Annotated in this window: 31 protein-coding genes; 29 read left to right on the top strand and 2 right to left on the bottom strand. The window is 35.9% G+C overall.

Annotated features, from left to right (window positions below; translation table 11 throughout):
* Window positions 1–109: 109 nt before the first annotated feature.
* Window positions 110–1,153 (bottom strand): tyrosine-type recombinase/integrase, encoded by a 1,044-nt coding sequence (locus C5Q96_RS05280; protein WP_106057361.1) that lies wholly within the window; start codon window positions 1,151–1,153, stop codon window positions 110–112.
* Between the two features lie 432 nt (window positions 1,154–1,585).
* Window positions 1,586–2,269 carry a S24 family peptidase gene (locus C5Q96_RS05275; RefSeq protein ID WP_106057360.1) on the bottom strand — a complete coding sequence of 228 codons (684 nt, stop codon included), beginning with the start codon at window positions 2,267–2,269 and terminating at the stop codon, window positions 1,586–1,588.
* A 239-nt stretch (window positions 2,270–2,508) separates the two neighbouring features.
* Between C5Q96_RS05275 and C5Q96_RS05270 the strand changes: the two genes are divergently transcribed.
* The 29 genes from C5Q96_RS05270 (at window position 2,509) to C5Q96_RS05125 (ending at window position 24,898) form a co-directional block, all read left to right on the top strand.
* On the top strand, window positions 2,509–2,712 hold the full coding sequence (locus tag C5Q96_RS05270) for a helix-turn-helix domain-containing protein (RefSeq protein WP_106057359.1): 204 nt from the start codon (window positions 2,509–2,511) through the stop codon (window positions 2,710–2,712).
* 3 nt (window positions 2,713–2,715) lie between these two features.
* Window positions 2,716–3,051: a hypothetical protein gene (locus C5Q96_RS05265; protein WP_106057358.1), complete on the top strand. Its 336-nt coding sequence runs from the start codon at window positions 2,716–2,718 to the stop codon at window positions 3,049–3,051.
* Between the two features lie 133 nt (window positions 3,052–3,184).
* Window positions 3,185–4,132, top strand: coding sequence for a DUF7666 domain-containing protein (locus C5Q96_RS05260; protein WP_106057357.1), 948 nt, complete (start codon window positions 3,185–3,187; stop codon window positions 4,130–4,132).
* Between the two features lie 22 nt (window positions 4,133–4,154).
* Window positions 4,155–4,934 (top strand): DNA-methyltransferase, encoded by a 780-nt coding sequence (locus tag C5Q96_RS05255; protein ID WP_106057356.1) that lies wholly within the window; start codon window positions 4,155–4,157, stop codon window positions 4,932–4,934.
* The gene (locus C5Q96_RS05250; protein ID WP_170035496.1) at window positions 4,927–6,189 is read left to right on the top strand and encodes an SNF2-related protein; all 1,263 of its coding nucleotides are present in this window, start codon (window positions 4,927–4,929) and stop codon (window positions 6,187–6,189) included. Before C5Q96_RS05255 ends, C5Q96_RS05250 begins: the two co-directional genes overlap by 8 nt.
* 131 nt (window positions 6,190–6,320) lie before the next feature.
* A complete protein-coding gene (locus tag C5Q96_RS05245; RefSeq protein WP_106057355.1) occupies window positions 6,321–6,674 on the top strand; it encodes a hypothetical protein in 354 nt (117 codons plus the stop codon).
* Window positions 6,675–6,857: 183 nt separating this feature from the next.
* Window positions 6,858–7,214, top strand: coding sequence for a VRR-NUC domain-containing protein (locus C5Q96_RS05235; RefSeq protein WP_205763988.1), 357 nt, complete (start codon window positions 6,858–6,860; stop codon window positions 7,212–7,214).
* 49 nt (window positions 7,215–7,263) lie between these two features.
* On the top strand, window positions 7,264–8,910 hold the full coding sequence (locus C5Q96_RS05230) for an AAA family ATPase (RefSeq protein WP_106057353.1): 1,647 nt from the start codon (window positions 7,264–7,266) through the stop codon (window positions 8,908–8,910).
* Window positions 8,900–9,106, top strand: coding sequence for a hypothetical protein (locus tag C5Q96_RS05225; protein ID WP_106057352.1), 207 nt, complete (start codon window positions 8,900–8,902; stop codon window positions 9,104–9,106). The genes C5Q96_RS05230 and C5Q96_RS05225 overlap by 11 nt, the downstream gene beginning before the upstream one ends.
* Window positions 9,107–9,112: 6 nt before the next feature.
* Window positions 9,113–9,574, top strand: a complete 462-nt coding sequence (locus tag C5Q96_RS05220; RefSeq protein ID WP_106057351.1) for a DUF669 domain-containing protein — start codon at window positions 9,113–9,115, stop codon at window positions 9,572–9,574.
* A 6-nt stretch (window positions 9,575–9,580) separates the two neighbouring features.
* A complete protein-coding gene (locus tag C5Q96_RS05215; RefSeq protein WP_106057350.1) occupies window positions 9,581–11,383 on the top strand; it encodes a hypothetical protein in 1,803 nt (600 codons plus the stop codon).
* The gene (locus C5Q96_RS05210; protein ID WP_106057349.1) at window positions 11,376–13,292 is read left to right on the top strand and encodes a DNA primase family protein; all 1,917 of its coding nucleotides are present in this window, start codon (window positions 11,376–11,378) and stop codon (window positions 13,290–13,292) included. Before C5Q96_RS05215 ends, C5Q96_RS05210 begins: the two co-directional genes overlap by 8 nt.
* Window positions 13,252–13,638, top strand: a complete 387-nt coding sequence (locus tag C5Q96_RS05205; protein WP_106057348.1) for a hypothetical protein — start codon at window positions 13,252–13,254, stop codon at window positions 13,636–13,638. Before C5Q96_RS05210 ends, C5Q96_RS05205 begins: the two co-directional genes overlap by 41 nt.
* 154 nt (window positions 13,639–13,792) lie before the next feature.
* Window positions 13,793–13,951, top strand: coding sequence for a hypothetical protein (locus tag C5Q96_RS08630; protein ID WP_158696698.1), 159 nt, complete (start codon window positions 13,793–13,795; stop codon window positions 13,949–13,951).
* Between the two features lie 3 nt (window positions 13,952–13,954).
* A complete protein-coding gene (locus tag C5Q96_RS05200; RefSeq protein WP_106057347.1) occupies window positions 13,955–14,269 on the top strand; it encodes a nucleoside triphosphate pyrophosphohydrolase family protein in 315 nt (104 codons plus the stop codon).
* Window positions 14,259–14,672, top strand: coding sequence for a hypothetical protein (locus tag C5Q96_RS05195; RefSeq protein ID WP_106057346.1), 414 nt, complete (start codon window positions 14,259–14,261; stop codon window positions 14,670–14,672). The genes C5Q96_RS05200 and C5Q96_RS05195 overlap by 11 nt, the downstream gene beginning before the upstream one ends.
* A 359-nt stretch (window positions 14,673–15,031) precedes the next feature.
* Window positions 15,032–15,436 carry a DUF1492 domain-containing protein gene (locus C5Q96_RS05190; protein ID WP_106057345.1) on the top strand — a complete coding sequence of 135 codons (405 nt, stop codon included), beginning with the start codon at window positions 15,032–15,034 and terminating at the stop codon, window positions 15,434–15,436.
* 108 nt (window positions 15,437–15,544) lie between these two features.
* Window positions 15,545–16,033, top strand: a complete 489-nt coding sequence (locus C5Q96_RS05185) for a terminase small subunit (protein ID WP_106057344.1) — start codon at window positions 15,545–15,547, stop codon at window positions 16,031–16,033.
* 206 nt (window positions 16,034–16,239) lie between these two features.
* On the top strand, window positions 16,240–17,505 hold the full coding sequence (locus tag C5Q96_RS05180) for a PBSX family phage terminase large subunit (RefSeq protein ID WP_106057343.1): 1,266 nt from the start codon (window positions 16,240–16,242) through the stop codon (window positions 17,503–17,505).
* Window positions 17,506–17,809: 304 nt separating this feature from the next.
* Window positions 17,810–19,222: a phage portal protein gene (locus tag C5Q96_RS05170; RefSeq protein ID WP_106057341.1), complete on the top strand. Its 1,413-nt coding sequence runs from the start codon at window positions 17,810–17,812 to the stop codon at window positions 19,220–19,222.
* Window positions 19,215–20,837: a phage minor head protein gene (locus tag C5Q96_RS05165; protein WP_106057340.1), complete on the top strand. Its 1,623-nt coding sequence runs from the start codon at window positions 19,215–19,217 to the stop codon at window positions 20,835–20,837. Before C5Q96_RS05170 ends, C5Q96_RS05165 begins: the two co-directional genes overlap by 8 nt.
* Window positions 20,821–21,039: a DUF7675 family protein gene (locus C5Q96_RS05160; protein ID WP_106057339.1), complete on the top strand. Its 219-nt coding sequence runs from the start codon at window positions 20,821–20,823 to the stop codon at window positions 21,037–21,039. Before C5Q96_RS05165 ends, C5Q96_RS05160 begins: the two co-directional genes overlap by 17 nt.
* Before the next feature lie 132 nt (window positions 21,040–21,171).
* A complete protein-coding gene (locus C5Q96_RS05155; protein WP_106057338.1) occupies window positions 21,172–21,792 on the top strand; it encodes a phage scaffolding protein in 621 nt (206 codons plus the stop codon).
* A 16-nt stretch (window positions 21,793–21,808) separates the two neighbouring features.
* On the top strand, window positions 21,809–22,666 hold the full coding sequence (locus C5Q96_RS05150) for a N4-gp56 family major capsid protein (protein ID WP_106057337.1): 858 nt from the start codon (window positions 21,809–21,811) through the stop codon (window positions 22,664–22,666).
* Window positions 22,667–22,739: 73 nt separating this feature from the next.
* Window positions 22,740–23,198, top strand: a complete 459-nt coding sequence (locus tag C5Q96_RS05145; protein ID WP_158696697.1) for a hypothetical protein — start codon at window positions 22,740–22,742, stop codon at window positions 23,196–23,198.
* Window positions 23,199–23,549, top strand: coding sequence for a hypothetical protein (locus tag C5Q96_RS05140; RefSeq protein ID WP_106057335.1), 351 nt, complete (start codon window positions 23,199–23,201; stop codon window positions 23,547–23,549).
* Window positions 23,539–23,946 (top strand): HK97 gp10 family phage protein, encoded by a 408-nt coding sequence (locus tag C5Q96_RS05135; RefSeq protein ID WP_106057334.1) that lies wholly within the window; start codon window positions 23,539–23,541, stop codon window positions 23,944–23,946. Before C5Q96_RS05140 ends, C5Q96_RS05135 begins: the two co-directional genes overlap by 11 nt.
* Window positions 23,943–24,320 (top strand): hypothetical protein, encoded by a 378-nt coding sequence (locus tag C5Q96_RS05130; protein ID WP_106057333.1) that lies wholly within the window; start codon window positions 23,943–23,945, stop codon window positions 24,318–24,320. Before C5Q96_RS05135 ends, C5Q96_RS05130 begins: the two co-directional genes overlap by 4 nt.
* The gene (locus C5Q96_RS05125; protein WP_106057332.1) at window positions 24,320–24,898 is read left to right on the top strand and encodes a hypothetical protein; all 579 of its coding nucleotides are present in this window, start codon (window positions 24,320–24,322) and stop codon (window positions 24,896–24,898) included. The genes C5Q96_RS05130 and C5Q96_RS05125 overlap by 1 nt, the downstream gene beginning before the upstream one ends.
* Window positions 24,899–24,903 lie beyond the last annotated feature (5 nt).

The following is a 24,903-nucleotide window of genomic DNA, read 5'->3' as shown; positions in this document are numbered from 1 at the left end:
TGGATTCTGATAGAATCCGGGGATTTTTAAGTTCCGTAAGATTAACGCTTCGAGAACTTAAAATGTGCATTTATCAAGGGTAAATCGCAATTTGTTACTAATATGTTACTTAATTTAACGTATTTATTGCATCTAGTTTTGATTGTAATGTGATATGTGTATATACAGATTCAGTTACACCGTTACCAGCATGACCAACAATTGATTTAATTATACGCTCATCAATCTGATTGTTGGCTAATCTTGATATAAGGGTGTGACGTGCATCATGTGGTTTATGGGTCATCCCGAATCGTTCCATGATTGATTTCCAATATATGCGGTAGTAGTTGGAGTATTCGAATTTATTTAATTTACTATTACATATAAGGTAATCGGAATTTTTACCAAACCAATGATTTATTATTGGTTTGATCACATCAGCAATCGGAACTTGACGGATTCCCGATTCGGTTTTAGATTTGGTCACATTAAAATATGATTCATCAAGATTAACATCTTCTTTTCTCAGTTCGAGAAGTTCGCCAATTCTCACACCAGTATATAATAGTATTAATATAATCATTACACACTCATCGTTTGAATTATCCCATAGGGTTTTTATTTCGCTATCTGTGAACGGTGTTCTATCATATCCGTTCGGGTTTGATTTTCCAATATCAAGATACCTTATCATATCCCGTTTATCCTTGGTTGCTAGTTCGTTTATGACCGCATAATCATACATTAAACCGAACATAATTTTGAACTTCTTTAATGTTGGTGTGTTCTTATTTGATGTATCAACGATATGTTGTAGGTGCATCAATTTAATATCATTAATATTCATATGTTTGATTGATTCGCATAATTTCCAAGATGCCTTGACACCATTTATATTGGATTTTGAAACCTTTTCAAAGTGTTTAGATGACCATAAATTATACAGTTCTTCAAGTGTAAAAGCTTGAATTTCCAACGGGTTTTCATTATACCGTGATAAACCCTCAATCGCTTCTTTTTTAGTTGGATAATATCCAACAAATTTATAAATCGGATACGATTTCTTATTTTCAAAATCATCGTTCCATCCTATGGTTTTTCTTGCACACCACGGGTTGCGACGTTTTCCACTCAGTTTATAAACTGAACCGAATCCATTAGGTAATCTCATAAATATTCACATCCTTTTGTAAAATTTGAGTACACAAAACATTCAGATGTGATATAATATGTATGGATATCACATCCAAAACCGATTGAAAATCTTTTATTCCTAAAACCGTGTTGACCAACTCAGCACGGTTTTTTCTTTAGTTGGTTCAAGATGGTTCAACATCGGTTCAAGATGTAAAATAATCTTGAACCGTATCAACACTAGTAATATCAACGCTTATAGCGTTCGGGTTCAAGATGTTCAACATTTTTCCCTATATTTATATATTTTTGATTTTTGTAATATATTAAACTTTTTTAAAATTATTCAGAAATAAGGGAATTATCTTGAACCTTGAACCGCAAGCACTCAACATCAGTAATATCAACAATCCTAGCGGTTCAAGATTGAAAAATAATCTTGAACCAATCTTGAACCAATCTTGAACCGCTACATAATATCACTTTGGAAAGCTATCGCCTTGCCGATGATTCTGATTTTATCTAGTTCATTATTTAAATAGACCATTGGTTCATATTTGCTATTTTCAGCCTGTAAAATCAGCTTATTATCATTTGGGTAATAATATATTCTTTTTAATGTAACATCATTATCAATCAATACTACACCTATTTCACCATTATTGATTGAATCAGTACGTTGAATAAATACTATATCTCCATCGTTAATTCTAGCATTGATCATTGAATCACCTTTAGCAGTCAAACAATAATCTGCCTTTATATCTGTTCCAACTTCAACATATAGTTCTCTATCCTCAGATGCGAATATGGGTTCTCCACACGCTACTGAACCTAATAACGGTATCTTATGTATATCTATTGGTTGTAACCCATATCGTTCATACATCAATTCAGATTTTAATCTGTTCAAATTCTCATCTGTATCTAAACTAGAAAACCATTCTTCTTTAGTTTTATATTCTGATTCTCCTGTCAGATATTCAACTTGTACATTAAAATAATCAGCGATTTTCTTTAATTTGTCGAGTTTTGGTGATGATTTTCCTTTTTTCCAATCACTGAATGTTGATGGTGGTATTCCTGTAGCCTTTGAAACATCAATATTTCTACAATTCTTTTCTTCTAATAATTCTAAATATTTTTCATACATTTTTTATACCTCTAAAAATAATTTAGGAAATCTCAAAAAAATCACTTGACTATTTAGGAAAACACAAATATAATAATGATGCGGTTAGGAAATCCTAAAAAATGCACAAAAAATGTAGTGCTGATTCAAGCATTAAATTTTTAGAGATTGATTAAGTGATTGCATTATAAAGGAAAACCGAAATATTTTCAATATATTTTATTAAGAAAACCGAAATATTTTAGAAAGGGGGATGTTCTATGAAACCTAGTTATGAAAAATTACAACATCTTTTAATGAAAGAAGATATTAATGTTTCAAAATTGTGTGAAAAAATTAATATTTCTCCTTCCACATTTAGTGATTGGAAAAGCGAAAAGAGTTTTCCAAAAGTAGATAAGTTGTATTTAATAGCAAATTATTTCAATGTACCCATTGAGTATTTTTTAGAAGATAAGGAGTAGCAAATGAAAATAACAATTGAGATTGAAGATTGTAAAAATTATGGATTATGTCCTCATACCGTTTATCGAAAATTAACTCAAGAATATTCGGATAAATTGAAGAAAAATTTAAATTTTAAGGGTTCGTTTTGGCACTATACATCGGAATCGACCAAAGATATGTATTCAAAGATAACTGGTAGAATCCCGAATCTTAGAAATTTAATTTTAACTTATGAGGATGTTGAAATTTGTTTTGAAATATTTAAAGAATTTGCAGATAAGTGGGTGGAGATTTATGAACGGTACGATGAACAGATTGACAGTTCAGAAAGTATCCAAACTTATGAATTGTTCTGAACAGTTCATTCGTAGGGGTTTACAAAAAGGCATATTCCCATGGGGTTATGCGGTTAGAATCTCGGGAACGAGATTCACATATTGGATTTCAAAATCAAAGTTTTCAGAATTTACAGGAATTGAGGTTTAAGAAATGACAAAAGGATTTAAGGTTTTCAACGAAGATTGGACATGCAACGGTTTTCAATATGAAGTGGGTAAAACGTTTGAAATGGAAGATTCTCCGATTTGTTGTAACAGGGGTTTTCACTTTTGTACAAAGTTAAGTGATTGTTTCAACTATTACCCATTCAATAGTGATAACAAGGTTGCAGAAGTCGAAGCGATCGGGGAAGTTGTTAGTGATTCGGGTGATACAAAACATTGTACAAATAAAATCAAAATCGTTCGTGAACTCACGTGGCATGAGGTTCTTGATTTAGTGAATATGGGTAAAGATTGTACGGGATATTGTAACAGCGGTAATCGTAACAGCGGTGATTGGAACAGCGGTAATCGTAACAGCGGTGATTGGAACAGCGGTGATTGTAACAGCGGTAATTGGAACAGCGGTAATCGTAACAGCGGTAATCGTAACAGCGGTAATCGTAACAGCGGTGATTGGAACAGCGGTAATCGTAACAGCGGTGATTGGAACAGCGGTGATTGTAACAGCGGTAATTGGAACAGCGGTAATCGTAACAGCGGTAATTGGAACAGCGGTGATTGTAACAGCGGTGATTGGAACGATACGAGCTTTTCAAATGGGGTTTTCAATACCAAAGAACCGAACATCTATATGTTCGATGAATTAACTGAAATGACGTATCGTGATTGGTTGAATCATCCAGCAAGATTCATTTTAAACGGGGTACCGTTCGATGAAATCAGATGGGTTTATTCGGAAAATATGACCGATGATGAAAAGAAAGAACATCCCGAACATGATGTTACGGGTGGATTCTTAAAAGAATTCGATTATTCAAAGAATCGTCAAAATTGGTGGAATGGGTTAGATAAGGACACTAAAGAAAAAATTAAGTCACTACCAAATTTCGATAAACAGAAGTTTGAAAGGATTACGGGTATCAAAGTTGATTAAGTGTGAATTATATAGAGATTCTATGCAGAATTACAAGAAATACGCTATACGACCAGCACAGTTAATTATCGCTGATGTTCCGTACAACGTAGGAACAAATTCTATGGTTCAAACCCTATGTGGTATAAGGGCGGTGACAATAAGAATGGTGAATCTAAATTTGCGAAAAAAATCAGCGTTCAATAGTGATTTTAACTTCAACTTGTATGAGTATTTTCACTTCTGTTCGAAGATGCTCAAAAAGGATGATGTGAAGTCGGTGGCACGTGGTAGAAGTTCTAACAGCCCATGCATGATAGTGTTCTGTTCATTTGAACAGATACAAACATTAATTGATGCTGGTAAGAAACACGGATTCGTGAATTATATACCGCTAGTGTTCATCAAGAATTATAGCCCTCAAGTTCTAAAAGCTAATATGCGAGTTGTTGGGGCTACAGAATACGCACTTGTACTATATCGTGATAAATTGCCGAAGTTCAGAAACGGTGTTCAAGTTGACGAAAACGGGAAGAACATCAGAGGAACTGGAAGGATGATATTCAACTGGTTCAACTGGGAAAAGGATTCTAAAGACATTCCAAAGATTCATCCAGCACAAAAGCCCGTGAATGTAATCAAACAGTTGATTGAAATATTCACCGATGAAGGTGATGTTGTGATTAATCCTTGTTGTGGCTCGGGTACTACATTGAGAAGTGCATATGAACTTGGAAGAACATCTTATGGTTTCGAGATTGATAGAAACTTCTATCAGAGAGCAAAAGACGAAATGTTAGAAGGAATCTTGACCAATGGTTAATCTATATCAACATCAGATTGATGCACTAGAGCAAACTAAATCAATGAACAGATGTGCGTACTACCTCGATATGGGTCTTGGCAAAACATTCGTTGGTGCTGAAAAACTCATAAGGTTACATGGTGAGAATCAAAGGGATTTGCTGATTTGTCAGAAATCAAAGATTGATGATTGGGTTGATCACTTCAACGAACATTACGACATCCCGACATTTAATTTAACTAATGTTAAAGGATTCAATAAGTTTTGGGAATCTGATAATGGTATCGGAATAATCAACTATGAACTAGCATGGCGAAGAAAAGAACTAATTAAATTGAGTGATTTCACATTAATGCTAGATGAATCTTCTTTGATTCAGAATCATAAAAAGGCAAAACAATCAAAATTTGTTTTGTCACTAAATCCCGAAAATGTGATTCTTCTCAGTGGTACGCCAGTAGGTGGTAAATATGAAAATCTATGGTCACAACTCAAACTTCTAGGTTGGAATATTTCAGAAGAATTGTATGAACGTCAATATGTTAATTGGACGTTAACAGATGATGACGGGTCGGGAATTCGTCACAAGATAGTTGATAAAGATAATCCATACAAGAACGTTGAACGCTTGAAGTATAAGATGCGTAAGTTCGGGGCGGTATTTATGAAAACAGAAGAATGTTTTGAACTACCCGAACAGAGGTTTCAAAGAATCAACGTTCCAAGTTCGAGAGAGTACAAACTATTCATGGAACACTCATACATTTGCATCGGTGAGAATGAACTTGTTGGGGATAATACGTTGTCAATGGTGTTATATGCCCGTCAATTATGCGGTCACTACAATCAAGAGAAGCTTAACGCAGTTCGTGAACTGCTAGAGAGTACAAACGATAGGGTAATTATATTTTATTCGTTCAATGCAGAATTAGAGGAGTTAAAACGAATTTGTGAACATCTGAATCGTTCGGTTTCTGAAATTAACGGACACAATAAGGATTTGACAGCGTACAACGAAGATTCATCGAGTGTAACACTCGTTCAGTATCAAGCTGGTGCGAAGGGTTTAAACCTTCAGAAATGTAACAAAATACTGTATTTCACGTTGCCGTTATCGAGCGAAGATTTTGAACAATCCAAGAAGCGAATACATAGAATCGGACAAAATGAAACGTGTATCTACTATTTAATGATATGTAAGAACAGCATTGAAGAACATATTTTGAGAACACTCGAAATGAGAAAGGACTTCACGGATGAACTTTTTACTTAAATTTACAGGTGTGTTGATCATATATTCCATTGCTGGGGATATCGAAACCGAACCAAATATCAATTGGTCATCGCTATTAATTAAGTTAATTCTAGGGGTGATTTTAATCACTACAAACAAGGGGGTAAAAGATGAATATTGAACTTCTCAATGAAGAAAAGGATTTCAATGAAAACGAATTAATGGTTTTTGAAAAACAGAATCTTGCGTTGTTCAAGGGTCTTGCTGATGCAACAAAGGCTAAAAAGAAACTTGAAGCCGATGAAAAGAAGTTAAAAACGAAACTTGAAAAACTCATGAACGATTATGGTATCAAGTCGATTGATAATCAGTTCATCAAAATCACAAGGGTAAACGGTTCAACTTCAACGAGTATTGATTTAAAAGAGCTTGAGAAAAAAGAACCAAAATTCTATGCGGAACTGTTGGAAGATTATCCGAAAATCACAACACGCAAGGATTCAATCAGATTCGAGGTGAAATAAATATGACACGTTCGGAAATTGCCAAACTCAGACGAAATGTTCAATTGAGATTGGATAAAAAATTAGAGTATGAGAATGTAAAACACAAGCGGTTTAATTCCAAAGAGTATGAAGGTTATAAACTGGGTATTCTAACGGCAAAATCAATAATGAGTGATATATTCGCACGATTGGAGCGTGAAAATGGGTAAAGAAAAATCGTTTGAAACTAAGGTTAAAGATTACATCGAAAATTATGGTGGTTGGTTCATCAAATATTGGGGTGGTGGTAAATATACGAAAACGGGAATCCCCGATTTACTAGCTTGTATAAACGGTGATTTTTACGGAATAGAGCTTAAATCGGAAACGGGAACACCCTCAACACTTCAGTTGATGAATCTAAACAAAATCAATGATGCTGGTGGTTATGCGATTCTTTTATATCCCAAAGATTTTGAGAATTTTAAAAAGTTAATTCACGGTGATAAATCCGTATATGCGGAACTAAAAAAGAGGTGGTTAATTAAATGGGAACAGCTACAGATATTACAGCGATAATATGTGCAACGCTAATCCTTTTAACTTGGATAACGAACAGGAATAAGCGATGAAGATACATTTTTCAACAGTCGAGCAATTCGAAAATTGCGAAATGCGGTACAAATTGCAGTATATCGATAATATAGAAATTATCGATTCTGATGACCCTCAAAATCCGTTAAGGATTGGCACAGCTTTACATAGAGCGATGGAAGTTGATTCAGAAACAGCAATCAAAGAATACTTGATGAGTTATCCAATAATCACAGATAAACATATAGATGAGGTTATCAAGTTAGAATATTGGATTCCTAAAATCAAGAAAATTGTACCCGATGGGTTGCATGAAGTTAACTTCAGCAATGATTGGTACGAAGGGACAGCGGATTTATTAGTTCCATGTGGCAACGGTCAATATGATTTATACGATTATAAGTATTCGAATAATGTTGACCATTATATGGAATCAAGGCAGTTACATGTTTATAAGTATTTCATAAAAGAGATACTTAACATCGATATTCGGAATATGTATTTCGTCTTTGTTCCGAAAACAAACATTAGACTGAAGAAAACTGAAACGCTCAAAGATTTCAGAAGCAGGATAATTGATGAACTGAGTAAACTCGATATAACAATTAAGGAAGTTAAATATCAAGAAAATAAAGTCATCGATTTTCTAAAATCAACAATAAGACTAGAACGAACAGAGGAATTTGAGAAAGTTCAATCATACTTGTGCGATTGGTGTGAGTATCGAGAACTATGTATGGAAGGAGTAAATTATATGATTTTACCTAAGGCAGAACGTAGAGAAGTTGGAACAGCTACAAAACGTAAGTTGTGGCTATATGGTGGAGCATTCAGCGGAAAAACAACATTTATGGATTCCGCACCGATGCCGATAAATCTCAATACAGATGGTAACGTTCAATTCGTTACAATGCAGTATCTACCAATCAAGGATACGTACGAGGGGAGAATCAAAGTTCTTGCGTGGGAAAATTTCAAGAACGCAATCGGGGAATTAGAGAAGAACGATAACAATTTCAAAACAATCGTTGTTGACCTTCTCGAAGATACATACGAATCTTGCAGATTATATATGTATGACAAACTCGGTATTGATCACGAATCAGATGATTCATTCAGAGCGTGGGATAAGGTGAGAACTGAATTTCTATCAACAATCAGAAGATTGATGAATCTTGATTATGAAAACATTGTTCTAATCAGTCATGAAGATACATCGAAGGACATCACCAAGAAAACAGGCGATAAGATTACAGCTATTAAACCAAATATCGCTGAAAAGGTTGCTAATAAAATCGCTGGTATGGTTGATATTGTGGCGAGGGTTGTTGTAGAGGATGACGGAACAAGAACACTAAATTTCAAGTCAAACGAAGTGGTATTTGGTGGTGGTAGATTAAAGAATATCACACATACATCGATACCGCTCGATTGGTCAGAACTATGCAAAGTTTATGACGAAGCAAACGAGAACGTTCACAAGGTCGATAAAACTGAAGAATCTGAAAAGGTCGAAGAACCAAAAAGGGGGAGAAGAAAGAAAGAGGAACTTGAAGAAGAACAGCATGTTCAAACTGAGTTTGAAGAAATCATGGACGATATTCCCGAAGAAGTTGAGGAAGTTGAAGAAGAAAAACCAAAGAGAACTCGAAGAACTAGGAGAGAACGCAATGTTGGTTAGGAAACTCAAAGAGCTTGGATATTGGGATGGATTGGTTAAAACATATCATGAGAGTGGTAAGAATGCAATGCTCAAGGCACTCAACAATCTTATAAACAACAATCATGATTTATCATTCGCATTTAACGCACAGGCTCATGATTTGTGTAAAGACTATATCGTATATCTAATGGAAAGAAATAAAAAAGAGAGGTAAATAAATATGAGTATTTTCGATAAGTGGGATAAGAAGTTTGATATCAAGGCATTATCTGAGGACGTTCAAGAAGTTGAAAAAAACGGTGGAGTTGGAGAATATGAGGAAGTTCCAACGGGTAAATATGAAGTGAACATTGAGAAGATGGAAATCAAGGAAACTAAGAACGGTGACCCGATGTTCAGTTGTTGGATGCGTATCCTTGCTGGGGAATTTGAAAACAAACTTTTATTCTACAATCAAGTAATCACTAAGGGATTTCAGATTGCACTAGTTAATAAGTTCTTGAGAAGTCTTGAAAGTGGTGTTGATGTTGATTCAACGTTTATTGGACATCGTGAGTACAACAATATGATTATGGATATTCATGAAGCTATTGATGATGCTGGTCTTGAATACATGATTGAGTATTCGAAGAACAACAAGGATTATCCAATTTACAAAATCAAAGAGGTATTTGAAGGGTAAACGAACATGTTAGTTTACGATTTCGAAGTAGTCAAGCACGATTGGTTAGTGGTCGTGCTTGACCTACTAAACAAAACGGAACACACAATTGTTAATAATCGTGATGAACTGATTAATCTCTACGAGAAACATAAATCATCCATATGGGTGGGATTCAATTCAAGGCACTATGACCAATTTATATTTAAAGCGATTATATGCGGATTGAATCCGAAAGAGTGTAATGATCATATCATCAAGAACAATCAATCGGGTTATACATTTTCAAAACTGTTCAATAAGATTCCACTAAATAACTATGATGTTATGGAATCGGGAGATGGTGGATTAAAGAAGTTTGAAGGCTTCATGGGTAACAACATCAAAGAATCCTCAATACCGTTCGATATAGATAGGAAATTGACCGATGAGGAACTCAAGGAACTAGCAACATACTGTAGGCATGATGTTCATCAAACTGCTGAAATCCTACTTGAACGCATTTCAGATTTTGAAGCACAGATGGAACTACTGAAGATGTATAAGATGCCATTATCCTATATATCTAAAACAAAAGTTCAGTTGAGTGCTGAAATCTTAGGGGCAACGAAAAGAACATACGATGATGAGTTCGATATACACATACCCGATTGTGCAAGAGTTGAGAAGTACACGCAAATTGTGGATTGGTACACCAATCCTAAAAATCACCGATACAAGGTGGGTAATAAGACTAATCAATTAGAGTTAATCATGGCTGGTATCCCGATGAAATTCGGCTATGGTGGTGTACACGGTGCATTGACTAAATATCATGCGAAGGGTTTTTTCCTAAATATGGATGTTGGTTCACTGTATCCAACACTTATGGCATTGTTCGCTGAATACTGTTTTTCACGCTCAGTTACTAAAGAGGGGCGAGATAGATATATAGGTATATTACATCACAGATTAAAGCTGAAAGCCGAAGGAAAGAAGAAAGAACAAGCACCGTTTAAAATCGTACTGAATGGAACATACGGGGCGATGAAGGATAAATACAATAAATTGTATGACCCTAGAGGGGCAAACAATACTTGTATATTCGGTCAAATTCTCGTTGGTGTTGACCTTCTCGAAAGGCTCGAGGGTAAATGTGAAATCATACAAGTGAACACGGATGGTATTCTAATCAGAATGTTCAACTATGATGATTACGCAATGATTGATGATATTGCCCATGAATGGGAACAGCGAACGGGCTTAACGCTCGAATTTGATGATTATGGATATGGTGAGATTTTTCAAAAAGATGTTAACAACTATCTGATAATAGATGAATGGGGTAATTACAAGGCTAAAGGTGAATACGTTAAGAAACTTAACAGACTTGATTATGATTTGCCTATAGTTAATAAAGCACTTGTTGATTACATGGTCAAGGGCGTTCCAATCGAACGAACAATCAATAGTTGTAACGATTTGAAGGAATTTCAGACGGTCAAAAAGATTTCATCAAAATATGATTCAATCCTTCATGGTGGGTGTTGGTCTAAGGTTCAAAAAATCAATCCAGCAACGGGAAGATTAAAGATGTTCAGAGAATTCACGGGTGAACGGAAGTTACTCAATGAAAAATGTGTGAGAGCGTTCGCATCTATCGATAAAAATGATGGTGGGTTGTGGAAAACAAAGGGTGACAAAATCGAAAAAATCGAAAGTACTCCCGAACATGTATTCATTTATAACGGTGATGTTAATGATGTGAAAGTTCCGAAGAAACTCGATAAGAGTTGGTATATAGGTGTTGCAAAAGATAGATTACATAAATTCGGAGTTGCTTATGAGTAAATGGAACGGTAACGATTTAGTTTTTAAAGGTTACGCAGTCGGCAAGGGTAAAAAACCAATACAAAAAGTTAAAAATGCGAATCTTAAATCATGGGATGATGTGATAGATTCCGAATCGTTCGGTGCAATTCTCAATTCTGAATTCATTGATATATCGTTTGATTCTGAACAACTATCTGATATGTTCCTTGAAATGGCTGATTCTAACAACTGGAATTGTTTAATTCTTGAAAATCCAAGGAATAAGCACATACATACTTATTGGAGAAACCCCGATAAAAGAATCGCAAGAGGTGGGGAAGATAAAAAATTAGCCGTTGGACTGATTGCAGATATTCATTCGGGTTCAACTTATATCCCATTGAGGGTTAACGGGGTGGATAGATTCCCCCCACATTTCGAACCCGATGAAATAGATGTAGTTCCGAACGAATTGTTACCCGTTAATACTAGTATCGATGTTTTGGGATTAACTGAGGGTGACGGAAGGAACGGGGAATTATACAAGTATATATTAGTTCTTCAATCTCAGCTAAATCTTAGTAGGGATGAAATAATCGAGATTTTGAAGAATATAAATAATCATGTATTTGATGAAGCACTAGATGATAACGAAATTGAAACGATTACACGTGATGAAGCGTTTGAAGCACCGATATTCTTTAAGAAAAATGCGTTCTTATTCGATACGTTCGCAAGGTACATCAAGAATCAATATCATATCAAGCGAATCAACAATCAGTTACATATATATGATGATGGTATTTATACCGCATCTTATCGCTTGATTGAATCAAAGATGATTGAGATTATACCGAATCTTAAAGCTACACAGAGAAGTGAAACACTCAAATACTTGGAGATTATTACACCTAATAACGAAGAACCGTTCAGTTCGAATTATTTAGCCTTCAGAAATGGGATATTGAACTTGACAACAAAAGAGTTGTTACCGTTTTCACCCGAATATCCTATAACTAATAAAATACCGTGGGATTATAATCCAAACGCGTATGATCAAACGGTAGATTCAACACTAAATAAAATTGCTTGTAACGATGAATCAATCCGTTCACTACTTGAAGAATGTATCGGTTATTGTTTCTACAGACGTAATGAATTATCAAAATCATTCATCCTAACTGGTACGGGGTCAAATGGTAAATCAACATTTCTCGACATGGTTCGAAACGTTCTAGGGAGAAACAATTATGTATCACTTGATATTGACGAACTATCGGAGAAGTTCAGCACAACAACTATGTTCGGTAAACTTGCCAACATTGGGGATGATATATCTGATGAATTTCTACAGGGAAAAGCAATATCACAGTTCAAGAAGATTGTTAGCGGTAACGATATCAAGGCAGAAAATAAGGGGCAAGATGTATTTTTCTTTAAACCCTCAGTAAAGCTATTATTTAGTGCTAATGAAGTACCAAGAGTGAGAAATAAGGGATTCAAGGCGATAAAACGAAGATTGGTAATCATACCCTTTAATGCTGAGTTCAGCAAAGATGACCCCGATTATAAGTGGAACATCATCAGTTTATTGACTGAACAAACAGCAACAGAATACTTGATTCAGTTAGGTTTACAAGGTTTAGAACGTGTACTAATGAACAACGGATTCACGGATTCGGAAGCGGTAACAAAACAGATTGATGAATTCGAGAAGGATAATAATCCGATTATTCAATTCGTGGACGAGTTCGGAGAAGATGCGATACTCAATGAATCAACATCAGAAGTATTCACAATGTATGATTCCTTCTGTTATAAGAACGGGTTTTCAAAAGTATCACAAAAGAAATTCAGCATGGAAATAAAAAGATTGCTTGGATGTGAGATAGGAGATGTGAAAATCAATGGTAAAAAATGTAGAGTTTTCAAGAATAGAGAATTATAACGTATTTAAATTAAATGTCGATAAATTTAGGGAAAATATCGATAAAGATTACATGTTACTTGGTAAATATAGGATATTCAATAATATCGCATTAAATCGATATAATCCGATACTGTGTCACAACGAAACACAAATTGATTTCAACGATAACGGCTTCACATCGCAGTTTTATGAGGATAAAGAAAAGTTTGTGATAAGTTGTTACGCATATGATGGTATGTGTGGTTTTAGATTCGATAGGGATGCAAAATATTCGACTGATCCCGAATTATCGGGTATTGCTCAAATGACCTTCAATTATATTGATGATTTGTTAGATGCTGGAATAATCGAGGTGATGAAATGAAGTTATATATGATATTGTTCGCAGTTGCTTTAATCCTAGGTGGTGTCGGTGTTCTATACATCGATACCAAACCTAAATTCGCAAATGATGCGTTTCTAGCTTGTGACTTAATTTTAATCGGTTTATTTTCAAAATTATTATGGTGGTGGTTGTCATGACGGTAGAACAATTGATTGAATTATTAATGGTGTATCCTCTTGATTATGAAGCGAGATTATCAACAATGAGATACACGGATGATGGTATTGATTTTGAAACTACACCAGCTATGGATGTTTATCGAGATTCTAAAATGGTGTACATAGAGGGGTAAATTATGTTAGCTAATGATTATCAAAACGCTTGTATGCGTACAGTTACAGAAGAATTTACACTTGCCAACGCTGGTCTTGGCTTGGCTGGGGAGTGTGGGGAAACGGTCGATATTTTAAAGAAATATTTGTATCACGGTCACGATCTCGACCGTGACGAACTAATCAAGGAACTCGGAGATTGCTCATGGTATTTAGCCGTTATTGCTAAAATGTGCGATATAGATTTATCTGAGGTGTTCGAGAAAAATATCGATAAACTAATGAAACGCTATCCCGAAGGGTTCAGCAAAGAAAGGAGTATATACCGTGAAGATTAAAAATATTATGAAAGATATCATTGATTCCGAACGTTCATGGATGTATGAAATTATCGATAATGATATATGCTTGATGAATCCCGAAGGAACAATCGTTTATAGAATCCCGTATGATGAGTTTATGATAAATATTGACTACTTGAAGAAGAAAACAATGAGAGTTTTATTCGCAAAACATGATTTGGAAGAAGTGAATCTACTTCCTCAAGAGAAACAGATTAATAAAATCAAGTGTAATATTTTTAGAAATAATCGAATAAATATACATTGTTCTAAAAATCTTCTGAAAAATTTTAACACAAAAAGTTCAACATTTTGGTGTGAAGGGGAACAACATCCGATTTATATCAAAGAAGATGAAAAAATTGTCGGATTAGTCATGCCTATTAGATTTAGGAAGTAACACAATTTAATACATAAAATTTATAAAAAATAACAACGGGTTCAAGATTGGTTCAAGATTGGTTCAAGATTGGTTCAAGATTATTTTTCAATCTTGAACCGCTAGGATTGTTGATATTACTGATGTTGAGTGCTTGCGGTTCAAGGTTCAAGATAATTCCCTTATTTCTGAATAATTTTAAAAAAGTTTAATATATTACAAAAATCAAAAATATATAAATATAGGGAAAAATGTTGAACATCTTGAACCCGAACGCTATAAGCGTTGATATTACTAGTGTTGATACGGTTCAAGATTATTTTACATCTTGAACCGATGTTGAACCATCTTGAACCACGGTTTTTATAAGAGGTGAATGAATGAATATAAATAAATATTTAATGCAGATTCGATTTTTAAATCGTAAGATTCGTAGACTAAGAGCCGATATAGAAATATTAAGAGAACATTGTGATTTGTGTGCTATCGAACTTGACCCGAACAAAGTTCAGAAATCCCGAAATTTCTCAAACCCGATTGATTATGTAATCGATAAGGAACGAGAACTTAATGATGCAATTCGTGAGGTTGATAATAAGCGTAGCGAGATCATCAAGATGATTGAATTAGTTGAGAATCCGAAGGCATATGAGATTCTATATATGTACTATGTTCAAGAATACGAAATGAAAACGATATGTGAGATTCTTGATATTACGTATTCGTGGGGTTACAAACTGAAAAAGACAGGATTAGACATAATAAGACAAAAAACGACACAATAAGATTGTTGACACCAAGGCTTGACAGCTGATATGATAAAATAGTAAATTATAAAGTTTGAGGACTGCCACAAGTGGCGGTTCTTTTTTTCGTTTTTGGAGTAAATCAATATGACAAACAAACAAAAGAGGTTCATTGAAGAATATTTGATTGACTTCAATGCGACACAATCAGCAATTAGGGCGGGTTATTCGGTTGATACGGCTTATCAGAGTGGAGCCGAAAACCTCAAAAAACCTCAAATAAAAAGTAAGATTGAAAAAGCACTTGCGGAACGTTCAAGAAGAACGGGAATCACACAAGATAGAGTTATACAGGAGCTTGCAAGAATCGCATTCGTTAACTTCAACGATATCGTTGACGAGAACGGGGAGATTAAAACTGATGCTAGTGCTGATGATTTGGCTTGTGTTGAATCGTACAAGGTGGAGAACGGGGATTCAATAAACGGTAGTTCGAGTAAGAGAGAAGTTAAACTTGCTAGTAAGATGAAAGCCCTTGAACTACTCGGTAAACATCTTGGTATGTTTAGTGATAAGTTCGATGTGAACATGAATTTACCCGTGATCATATCGGGAGAAGATGAACTTGAAGAATAGAAGCAAGGGGAATCGGAAAGCACAGAGAAAGAGAAGAAAAGAGCGGTTGAAAAATAAACCGCCAAAGTGTAAGCACAAAGTTCAACTAATTGATGGTAACTTCACATATTACCCCGTTGCATATTGTAAGTATCATCAAGCGTTCATGACTGAGGGATTGATGACAACACACAGATGTGTGAATCGTAAATGTAAGAGGTTGATTCATGGAGATTTATTTACCAAAAGTTGTTGGTAAGGGGTATAAAGAGTTTTGGAACTTCAAGGGAAGATATAGAGTTGTTAAGGGTTCGAGAGCATCGAAGAAATCAAAAACAACCGCATTGTGGTATATCTACAACATGATGAAGTATCCCGAAGCTAATCTATTAGTTGTTCGAAAGACTTATAGAACACTCAAAGAATCATGTTATACCGAACTTAAATGGGCGGTTAATAGATTGGGTGTTGCTAGACATTGGGATTTTAAAGAATCCCCACTGCAAGCAACTTACAAGCCTACAGGGCAGAAGATATATTTCAGAGGTCTTGACGATTCATTAAAGGTTACATCGGTAACCGTTGAACACGGTTATTTGTGTTGGATGTGGATTGAAGAAGCCTATGAGGTTATGCATAAAGAGGATTTTGATACGATAGATGAATCTATACGTGGTGAAGTTCCCGATAACCTCTTCAAGCAAGTAACTATTACATTCAACCCTTGGAATGAAAGGCATTGGCTGAAATCAACGTTCTTTGATAATAACGTGTGTGATGATGATATATTGGCTATCACCACTAATTACTTATGTAATGAGTGGCTAGATAAATCTGATGAAAAGCTGTTCGAGCGAATGAGAGTTCGCAACCCTAGAAGATATCGAACCGCTGGACTTGGTGAATGGGGTAGCGTTGAAGGTGTTGTGTATGAGAATTGGAAGGAACAAGAATTCAAGTTCGTTACACAAGCCGAATATGATGCTGGGGAAGATGGAATAATATCCGATAATCTGAAACCAGCGTTCGGACTTGACTATGGATATACTAATGATCCTTCAGCATTATTTGCGAGCATGGTTGATTTAGAGAATCACAAAATTTATGTGTTCGATGAGTTCTACAAGAAGGGTTTATCGAACAATAAAATCTATAATGAGATTGTCAATATGGGATATGCGAAGGAACGGATAACCGCTGATAGTTCAGAACCTAAATCAAATGATGAGTTAAAGAGTTATGGGTTACATGTTAAGGGTGCGAAGAAGGGTAAAGATTCCGTTAACAACGGTATTCAATGGATTCAGAACTTTGAAATCATTGTACATCCTAGATGTGTTAACTTCATTACTGAGATTAGTAACTACACATGGGCAAAAGATAAGTTCGGTAATCAAACTAACACACCGATTGATGATTTCAATCACCTTATGGATGCTATGAGGTACGGATTGGAGAAATATATTAATTTACGAAAAGGTTGGTTGATATGAGGTTTAAGGCTAATAATCTAACTTGGAATATTGATTTTGTTAATGAAGATAAATCATTGATGAACAGCGATAACGGGATGTATTTCGGCTTAACAGAGTATCAATCGCAAAAGATATCAATACGAACTGGATTGAGTAAGGAAATGACACGAGAAACGGTGATACATGAACTTGTACATTGTTTCTTGTTTTCATTTGGTGTATGTGGATTCACGAGTTTGAATGAAGAACAAGTATGTAATTTCGTAGGCTCACACCTTGATAAGATTTACGATATTACAGAAAAGTTTATGAAGGGGTAATAATGCTAACAGAACAGGAAATAAGGTACTTCATATCTGATGATGCTGGTTCACAGCGTAAGCGAAAAGCAAGAGAAGCACAACGATATTATGAGGGTGAACACGATATTCTGAACTATCGTATGTTCTATTACAACTCAGATGGTGAGTTGGTTGAGGATACAACAAGAAGTAATATCAAGATTTCACATCCGTTCTTTACTGAACTTGTAGACCAGCAAGTTCAATATATGTTGAGTGGTGATGATTCATTCGTTCGTTCAGATGTTGAGGGGTTACAATCGAAGCTTGATGAATACTTTGATGAGGATTTCAAGGCTGAATTGACAGACCTATTGACGGGAACGATTACGAAGGGTTTTGATTATCTATTCGCATATCAGAACGAACATGATAGATTGGCGTTCCAATATGCTGATGCTCTTGGTGTAATCGAAGTTCGTGCGAAAGATACAGATGATAACTGTAATTATGTTATCTATTGGTACATCGACAGAATCGCAAAGAATAACAAGGTAATCAAGCGAATTCAAGTATGGGATGATGAGAAAACAACGTATTATGTTCAGAACGATGAAGGGGGTATTGATTTAGATGAAAGTGTTGATATCAATCCACGCCCTCACGTTATTTATGAGCGTGATAACAGTTTGTATTATAAACCATTTGGTTTCATACCGTTCTTCAGGCTCGATAATAACAAGAAGCAAATATCGAATCTTAAAGCGATTAAGGGTATTATCGATGATTACGATATCATGTCTTGCGGTTTGTCAAATAATCTTGCTGATTTCGACCATCCGTTACATGTTGTGAGAGGGTTTGAGGGTGATAACCTAGATGAGTTATCGCAGAATCTCAAGACGAAGAAAACAATTGGGGTTGATTCTGAAGGTGGTGTGGAAGTTCACACGGTGGATATTCCATATCAAGCGAGATTAACCAAGATGGAACAGGATGAGAAGAACATCTATCGATTCGGTATGGGGTTCAATTCGGCTCAGATTGGTGACGGTAACATAACTAACATCGTTATCAAATCAAGATATGCACTACTTGATTTGAAGTGTAACAAGCTTGAAATCAAGCTAAAACAGTTCTTGAAGAAGATTGTTAAAGTTGTTATTGACGAGATCAACAAGAAAAACAATTCAGCGTATAAAGTTGAAGATGTATGGTTTGATTTCAAACGTGAAGTTATGACCAACGCATCAGATAACGCACAGATTTACAAGACTGAAGCGGAAACAAGACAGATTGAAATCAACACAATACTTGGATTGCATGGGGTTATCGATGACAAGAACGTTATTAAATCGATATGTGATGTTCTTGAACTCGATTATGAGGAAGTGAAGAATAACATCCCCGATGAGTTTGAAGATGACCCGTTGAAGGTTTTAGGCGATGAATAAATGGGAACGAGAAATCACAAAATACCAACTCGAAGATGAAAAGCGAACAATCGCAGAGTTGAAGGCTGTATATTCGAAGGCTAGGGAAGATTTAAAAGCACGTATCGAAGAATTAGGTGTACGATATGATGAAACGGGTTTAGAGTCCGTTATATATCAAAAGAAGTACCAAGAAGCGATTAAATCACAAGTTGATAGTGCATTAAATCATTTACTGACTAAAGAATACACCACCATTGATGATTTCTTAAAAGACAGCTATAACAACGGATTTGTAGGCAATATGTATTTGTTACACCAACAAAAAATACCATTGGCAATACCGATTGATAACAAGTCCGTTGTTAAAGCCTTGCAGACTGATTCAAAGTTATCAAGGCGATATTATAAGGGTAATCCGTTAAGAAATCGTATAAATGAGAACGTTGACGTGCTAAAAACTCGTGTGAGGTCTAACCTATCACGTGGAATCGCACAAGGTCAATCATGGGGTGGTATTGCTGTTAATATTGCTAGTGGTATGAATTCCCCTATGCGTAGAGCATTGAACGATTCGATACGCATAGCGAGGACGGAAGGACATAGAGTTCAGCAACAGGGATTTTTGGATGCAGGATTCGAAGCAATCAAGAACGGTGCTGATGTTCTTAAACAATGGGATGCAACACTTGATGGAAGGACGAGAGATGCACATCGAGAGGTTGACGGAACAATCATCAAGTGGGATGAAGAATTCGATGTTGGTGGTGAAAAAATGGAAGCTCCATCCGTTGGTGGCTCGGCTCGTAACGTATGTAACTGTAGATGTTGCCTATTACAACGTGCAAAATGGGCATTAGATGAAGATGAACTTGAAACACTTCAAGAACGTGCGGATTATTTCGAACTTGATAAATCTGAACAGTTTAAAACGTTCCGCAAGAATTACTTGAAGAATGTATCAAGGCATAGTTCTGAACCCGTTAAATCAAAAGACCTAAACTATATGGGGTTAATTAATGGTGCTAAACGCAACAATATCGTGTATAATCCTATAAAACCGCATGATATAAGACCAAACAAAGAAGAAATAATTAATATATTAGCTGGTGGGGATATGACGGGTGGTTCATGTGCATCGGTCGGACTCGCATATATTGGTCAAACACTTGGATATGATGTTCGAGATTTTCGAGGGGGTGTTAGTCGAGAATTCTTTTCATACACCATTAATTTAATGGAATTATCCCACATGGATGGTATGAAGGTAACAACATCAACGAGAAAAACATCGATCGCATCGGGTAAAGAGTTATTAAATGGTTGCGAAATTGGCAAAGAATATTATTTGTGCGTTGGTAGACACGCTTCAATTGTTCGTAAGAATGATGAAGGTGTGTTACAATATTTAGAATTACAATCTGCAAATAATAGCGGTTGGCAAAATTTCGATGGCAATCTTGGATATACTCTATCATATAGATTTGGTTGTCGGAGTGGTGATGATTCATTCGGAGATTTCATGTTGAATATCACCGATAGTAATCTTGATACTGATGAGTTTAAATCTATATTAGGGTTCTTGAATACAGCAGAGAATAAACAGAATAAGGGTGATCATGGAACAATCAAATAAGTTTTATAAGAATAATGAGAACGATAAAATATGGTGGATTGATAATTCAGACACACAAGTTGGTGTTTGGTTATTCTCATTTGATAAGAAGAAAATATATAATATGTTTTCTGATTATCCGTGGAAGTTGACCAAAGAGGAACGGGAAATATTCGATAAAGAAAATCCATATTGGAAAGACTTTTTCGAAGATAGAAAATAATTAATTTAGGCAACGAGAACGCTCGAAAGAGCGTTCTTTTTGTATATAAAAATTCGTGTGGGAACACGTAAAACATCTATCCGCATTAACGTGACGTAACACGTAAAAATTGTAAAGTGAAAGGATAGAAAAATGACATTACAGGAAATTTTGAGATCAAATGGGTTAACAGATGAACAGGTGGAGAAAATCACAGGTGATATGAAAGCGAACAAGATATTCACCACGAGTGAAGAAAACCTTGATATTCGCTACAACAAACTAAAGGGTGATTATGATGGTAACGCTCAGAAGCTAAAGGAAGCTAACAAGCTTATCGAAGATTTAAAGAAGGATACCACAGATAACTCTGAATTACAGAGTAAAATCACCACGTTTGAATCAACAATCGAGGGATTACAGAAGGAACTCGAACAAACAAAAGTTGAATCAGCTATCAAAGTTGCCCTACTTGATGCAAAGGCTGGGGATATCGACTATCTCACGTACAAGCTGAAGGAAAAGGGGGAACTGAAACTTGATGAAAACGGCGATGTTGCTGGATTATCCGATATGCTCGGAGAACTCAAAACGCAGTATCCTAATCAGTTTGAATCAAGCACGAATCAGAAAACGGATGTTAAGAAACTACCCGATAATGATGGTGATAAAGGCGATTCAATGACTAAAGAGGAATTTGATAAGCTGTCATACGCTAAGAGGTTAGAGCTATTTGAAAACAACAAAGAGTTGTATGACGAGATGACGAAGTAAAGGACGGTAAATAATTATGGCAACAGGAACAACAAAAATTCAGAACCTAGTTAATCCACAGGTTATGGCTGATGCGGTAACAGCAAAGGTAAAGCAGAAGATTGTGGCTACACCATTTGCGAAGGTAGATGATACTCTAGTTGCAAATGCTGGAGATACTATCACAATACCAACATTCGAGTATATCGGTGATGCCGAGGATGTGGCTGAGGGTGTAGAGTGTGGAACTACTATTCTAACTGCTACAACTACAACAGCAAAGGTTAAGAAGGTAATGAAGGCTATAGAGCTAACTGATGAAGCTATTCTATCGGGATACGGTAACCCCGTAGGAGAGGGAACATCACAGCTTGGTAAGTCCATAGCATCTAAGGTTGATGCTGATGTAATTGAGTGTGCAAAGGGTGCACAGCTAAAATATACAGCTGGTGCGACTGCGATCATCGGTTACGCAAGCATCGTTAATGCTATCGACCTATTCGATGAGGAAGTAATTAGCGACAAAGTAATGTTCGTATCACCTAAGCAGATTACACAGCTTAGACTTGATAAAGATTTCATTTCCGCAGACAAGTACAACAACGAAGTAATGATGCGTGGTGAAATCGGCATGATTGGAAGTGCTAGAATAGTGCCTTCAAGAAAGATTAAGGCTGTAGGCGGTGTATACAATTGCCCTATCCTGAAGGTTACTGAGGATAAGGAATCAGAAGATGAAGCACCAGCAGTTACAATCTTCATGAAGCGTGATGTAAATGTTGAAACTGAAAGAAGGTCACTAGCTAGAAAGACTGATATTTCAGCAGATGAGATTTACACAGTAGCAATCACTAATCAGTCAAAGGTAGTTGTTGCACAGTTCAAAGATAAGTAGAGGTTAAATCATGATAGTTTCTATTGAAGAAATAACACGACTATATCCAAACGTTAATACTGATAGTTTACAAATGAAGCTCGATAGTATTGAACAGTTAATTCGCAAATACACTAATAATAATTTCCAAAATAGGAACGTCAGATTTATAGCATCTAGCGAGAATGATACATTGAACGGTTCGTCACCTTTTATTAAGGAAGGTGACACCGTTCAAATTACTAATTCCGCAGTAAACGATGGGTTGTACACCGTTACTACAATTAGTGATGGTAAAACAATCATTGATAAGTCTATTTTTAGTGTAAATCATAATGTAGTCACTAAAGTTGAATACCCCGCTTCAATTAAACAAGGTGTAATTAACTTAATGGCGTGGGAGATGAACAATCGTTCTAAGATTGGTATCAAGTCGGAAACGTTATCCCGTCATTCGGTTACATATTTTGACCTCGACAAGGAGAATCAAATAATGGGTTATCCCGTATCATTGCTTGGTTTCTTAAAACCATATATGAAAGCGAGGTTTTAAATGATTGGTGGGAATGTTGAATTAACCGTTTACAACAAGCTGAGTCACGATAAGAACGAAATCGGAGAGGTTGAACCGTCTAATTCAGAGGGCGAAAAAATCATGGGTTTCCTTGATTACATTAGCGGTTCGGCTGATTTATCGAAGTTTCATGCAAAGGTTGAAGAATCAACACACGTGTTCATATGTGATTATGCTGATAACGCATGGATGTTCAACAGCGGGGTGACGAAATGTGGTGTAACTGGTTATGGTGATTTTCAAATATTACTTGTCGATGACCCTATGGGATTACATCAACATATTGAAGTTTATTTGAAGTATATAGGAGATTTGCACAGTGTCATGTAAGTTTGAAGATTATTCATTCAAGGTTAAAGATGCCATGAAGGATACAGCGATATCATTCCTAGAGGAAGCTGGGGGCGAACTTGAATCACAAGTTAAACGTAACAGTAGAGTTGATACTGGGCAAACCAAGGGTTCATGGCAACATGTGACCGATGAGAGTGGTCTTGAATGCTCGGTTGGTTCGAACCTTGAAAATGCTATATGGGAAGAATTCGGAACGGGTATGTATGCGGTTAAGGGTAATGGCAGAAAATCACCATGGATGTATAAGGATTCACACGGAGTATGGCACAAAACGAGGGGTAAAAAACCTAGTAGAGCGTTTCATAAAGCTTACGTGAGTATGAAAAATAAGATTCAGAGGATGGCTGAAAAGGCTTTTGGAGATTTAAAATGACGGGTGATGCACTAGGATATATTAATCGGTGTATGGAAGAAATCCGAATATGGTATCAATACCTCTATTGGAGTAAGGATTTAACCAACAATTTTTGGGTTGGGGAATATATCGAATCTGAAACAATGGATGAAGATGGTAAACTTCAGAGCGTATTTATTCTAACGGGAACTGGTACACGTTCAATGATTAGTTTAGAAGCTGAAAAAGAAAAGATACGTTCATATTTTGGTAAATACGGTAAAACCGATATATTGCCGAATGGGTCGGGTATAGCGGTATCATACGCTAGTTCAGTTCCAATCAGAACTGATGAAGAAGGTATTTATAGATTACAAGTTAATCTTAATGTTACAGAATGGAGAGATGAATAATGAAGGAAGGTTACACAGGCACAACAGCGGATACACCTAAATCAATAATGTTTGGTGCTGGAACTATCCACAAGGGGTTAAAGTACGCTGGCGGTAAGTGGAATTTTGCAGAATCTTGTATCGGTGCTACACAGAAGGGTTCTAAACTCAATATTGAACCCGATAGACACACAATCGATGTTGATGGTGCGTTAGTTGCTGTTAAGGGGCTTAATATCAAGACGGGTGAGAAAGCTTCAATGGAAATCAATCTAGTTGAAGTTAAGAAGGATATGATCAAGTCCGCATTGATTGGTAAGGAAGGAACATCACAGGATAATACCTATGATTTGATTGAATCCAAACCAAGAATCGAAGCGAATGATTATTTCGAGAACATAGCGTTCGTTGGTAAGAATCTTGAGGGTAAAAACATCATTGTTATACTCGATAACGCACTATGCACTAGTGGATTCGAACTAGAGGGTAAAAATAAGGAAGAAGGGGTGTTGAAACTCAAATTTGAGTGCCATGCTGATTTAACATCTAGCCTTGATACACTACCTTATCACATTTATTATCCAAAAACGACTGCGTAGGTGAG

This window comes from Mogibacterium diversum (assembly GCF_002998925.1).
GTDB classification, from domain to species: domain Bacteria; phylum Bacillota; class Clostridia; order Peptostreptococcales; family Anaerovoracaceae; genus Mogibacterium; species Mogibacterium diversum.
The sequence above is the reverse complement of the archived record's forward strand: the minus strand, read 5'-3'. Positions and strand labels throughout refer to the sequence as shown.

Excerpts from the sequence above, each read along its gene's own strand:
- C5Q96_RS05185 (WP_106057344.1), top strand. The coding sequence starts at position 15,545 with ATGACAAACAAACAAAAGAGGTTCATTGAAGAATATTTGATTGACTTC.
- C5Q96_RS05170 (WP_106057341.1), top strand. The coding sequence starts at position 17,810 with ATGCTAACAGAACAGGAAATAAGGTACTTCATATCTGATGATGCTGGT.
- C5Q96_RS05200 (WP_106057347.1), top strand. The coding sequence starts at position 13,955 with ATGTTAGCTAATGATTATCAAAACGCTTGTATGCGTACAGTTACAGAA.
- C5Q96_RS05210 (WP_106057349.1), top strand. The coding sequence starts at position 11,376 with ATGAGTAAATGGAACGGTAACGATTTAGTTTTTAAAGGTTACGCAGTC.
- C5Q96_RS05235 (WP_205763988.1), top strand. The coding sequence starts at position 6,858 with ATGGGTAAAGAAAAATCGTTTGAAACTAAGGTTAAAGATTACATCGAA.
- C5Q96_RS05140 (WP_106057335.1), top strand. The coding sequence starts at position 23,199 with ATGATTGGTGGGAATGTTGAATTAACCGTTTACAACAAGCTGAGTCAC.
- C5Q96_RS05125 (WP_106057332.1), top strand. The coding sequence starts at position 24,320 with ATGAAGGAAGGTTACACAGGCACAACAGCGGATACACCTAAATCAATA.
- C5Q96_RS05190 (WP_106057345.1), top strand. The coding sequence starts at position 15,032 with ATGAATATAAATAAATATTTAATGCAGATTCGATTTTTAAATCGTAAG.
- C5Q96_RS05250 (WP_170035496.1), top strand. The coding sequence starts at position 4,927 with ATGGTTAATCTATATCAACATCAGATTGATGCACTAGAGCAAACTAAA.
- C5Q96_RS08630 (WP_158696698.1), top strand. The coding sequence starts at position 13,793 with ATGACGGTAGAACAATTGATTGAATTATTAATGGTGTATCCTCTTGAT.
- C5Q96_RS05145 (WP_158696697.1), top strand. The coding sequence starts at position 22,740 with ATGAAGCTCGATAGTATTGAACAGTTAATTCGCAAATACACTAATAAT.
- C5Q96_RS05155 (WP_106057338.1), top strand. The coding sequence starts at position 21,172 with ATGACATTACAGGAAATTTTGAGATCAAATGGGTTAACAGATGAACAG.
- C5Q96_RS05130 (WP_106057333.1), top strand. The coding sequence starts at position 23,943 with ATGACGGGTGATGCACTAGGATATATTAATCGGTGTATGGAAGAAATC.
- C5Q96_RS05230 (WP_106057353.1), top strand. The coding sequence starts at position 7,264 with ATGAAGATACATTTTTCAACAGTCGAGCAATTCGAAAATTGCGAAATG.
- C5Q96_RS05215 (WP_106057350.1), top strand. The coding sequence starts at position 9,581 with ATGTTAGTTTACGATTTCGAAGTAGTCAAGCACGATTGGTTAGTGGTC.
- C5Q96_RS05180 (WP_106057343.1), top strand. The coding sequence starts at position 16,240 with ATGGAGATTTATTTACCAAAAGTTGTTGGTAAGGGGTATAAAGAGTTT.
- C5Q96_RS05150 (WP_106057337.1), top strand. The coding sequence starts at position 21,809 with ATGGCAACAGGAACAACAAAAATTCAGAACCTAGTTAATCCACAGGTT.
- C5Q96_RS05255 (WP_106057356.1), top strand. The coding sequence starts at position 4,155 with ATGCAGAATTACAAGAAATACGCTATACGACCAGCACAGTTAATTATC.
- C5Q96_RS05225 (WP_106057352.1), top strand. The coding sequence starts at position 8,900 with ATGTTGGTTAGGAAACTCAAAGAGCTTGGATATTGGGATGGATTGGTT.
- C5Q96_RS05265 (WP_106057358.1), top strand. The coding sequence starts at position 2,716 with ATGAAAATAACAATTGAGATTGAAGATTGTAAAAATTATGGATTATGT.
- C5Q96_RS05205 (WP_106057348.1), top strand. The coding sequence starts at position 13,252 with ATGGTAAAAAATGTAGAGTTTTCAAGAATAGAGAATTATAACGTATTT.
- C5Q96_RS05270 (WP_106057359.1), top strand. The coding sequence starts at position 2,509 with ATGAAACCTAGTTATGAAAAATTACAACATCTTTTAATGAAAGAAGAT.
- C5Q96_RS05160 (WP_106057339.1), top strand. The coding sequence starts at position 20,821 with ATGGAACAATCAAATAAGTTTTATAAGAATAATGAGAACGATAAAATA.
- C5Q96_RS05260 (WP_106057357.1), top strand. The coding sequence starts at position 3,185 with ATGACAAAAGGATTTAAGGTTTTCAACGAAGATTGGACATGCAACGGT.
- C5Q96_RS05245 (WP_106057355.1), top strand. The coding sequence starts at position 6,321 with ATGAATATTGAACTTCTCAATGAAGAAAAGGATTTCAATGAAAACGAA.
- C5Q96_RS05165 (WP_106057340.1), top strand. The coding sequence starts at position 19,215 with ATGAATAAATGGGAACGAGAAATCACAAAATACCAACTCGAAGATGAA.
- C5Q96_RS05280 (WP_106057361.1), bottom strand. The coding sequence starts at position 1,153 with ATGAGATTACCTAATGGATTCGGTTCAGTTTATAAACTGAGTGGAAAA.
- C5Q96_RS05275 (WP_106057360.1), bottom strand. The coding sequence starts at position 2,269 with ATGTATGAAAAATATTTAGAATTATTAGAAGAAAAGAATTGTAGAAAT.
- C5Q96_RS05220 (WP_106057351.1), top strand. The coding sequence starts at position 9,113 with ATGAGTATTTTCGATAAGTGGGATAAGAAGTTTGATATCAAGGCATTA.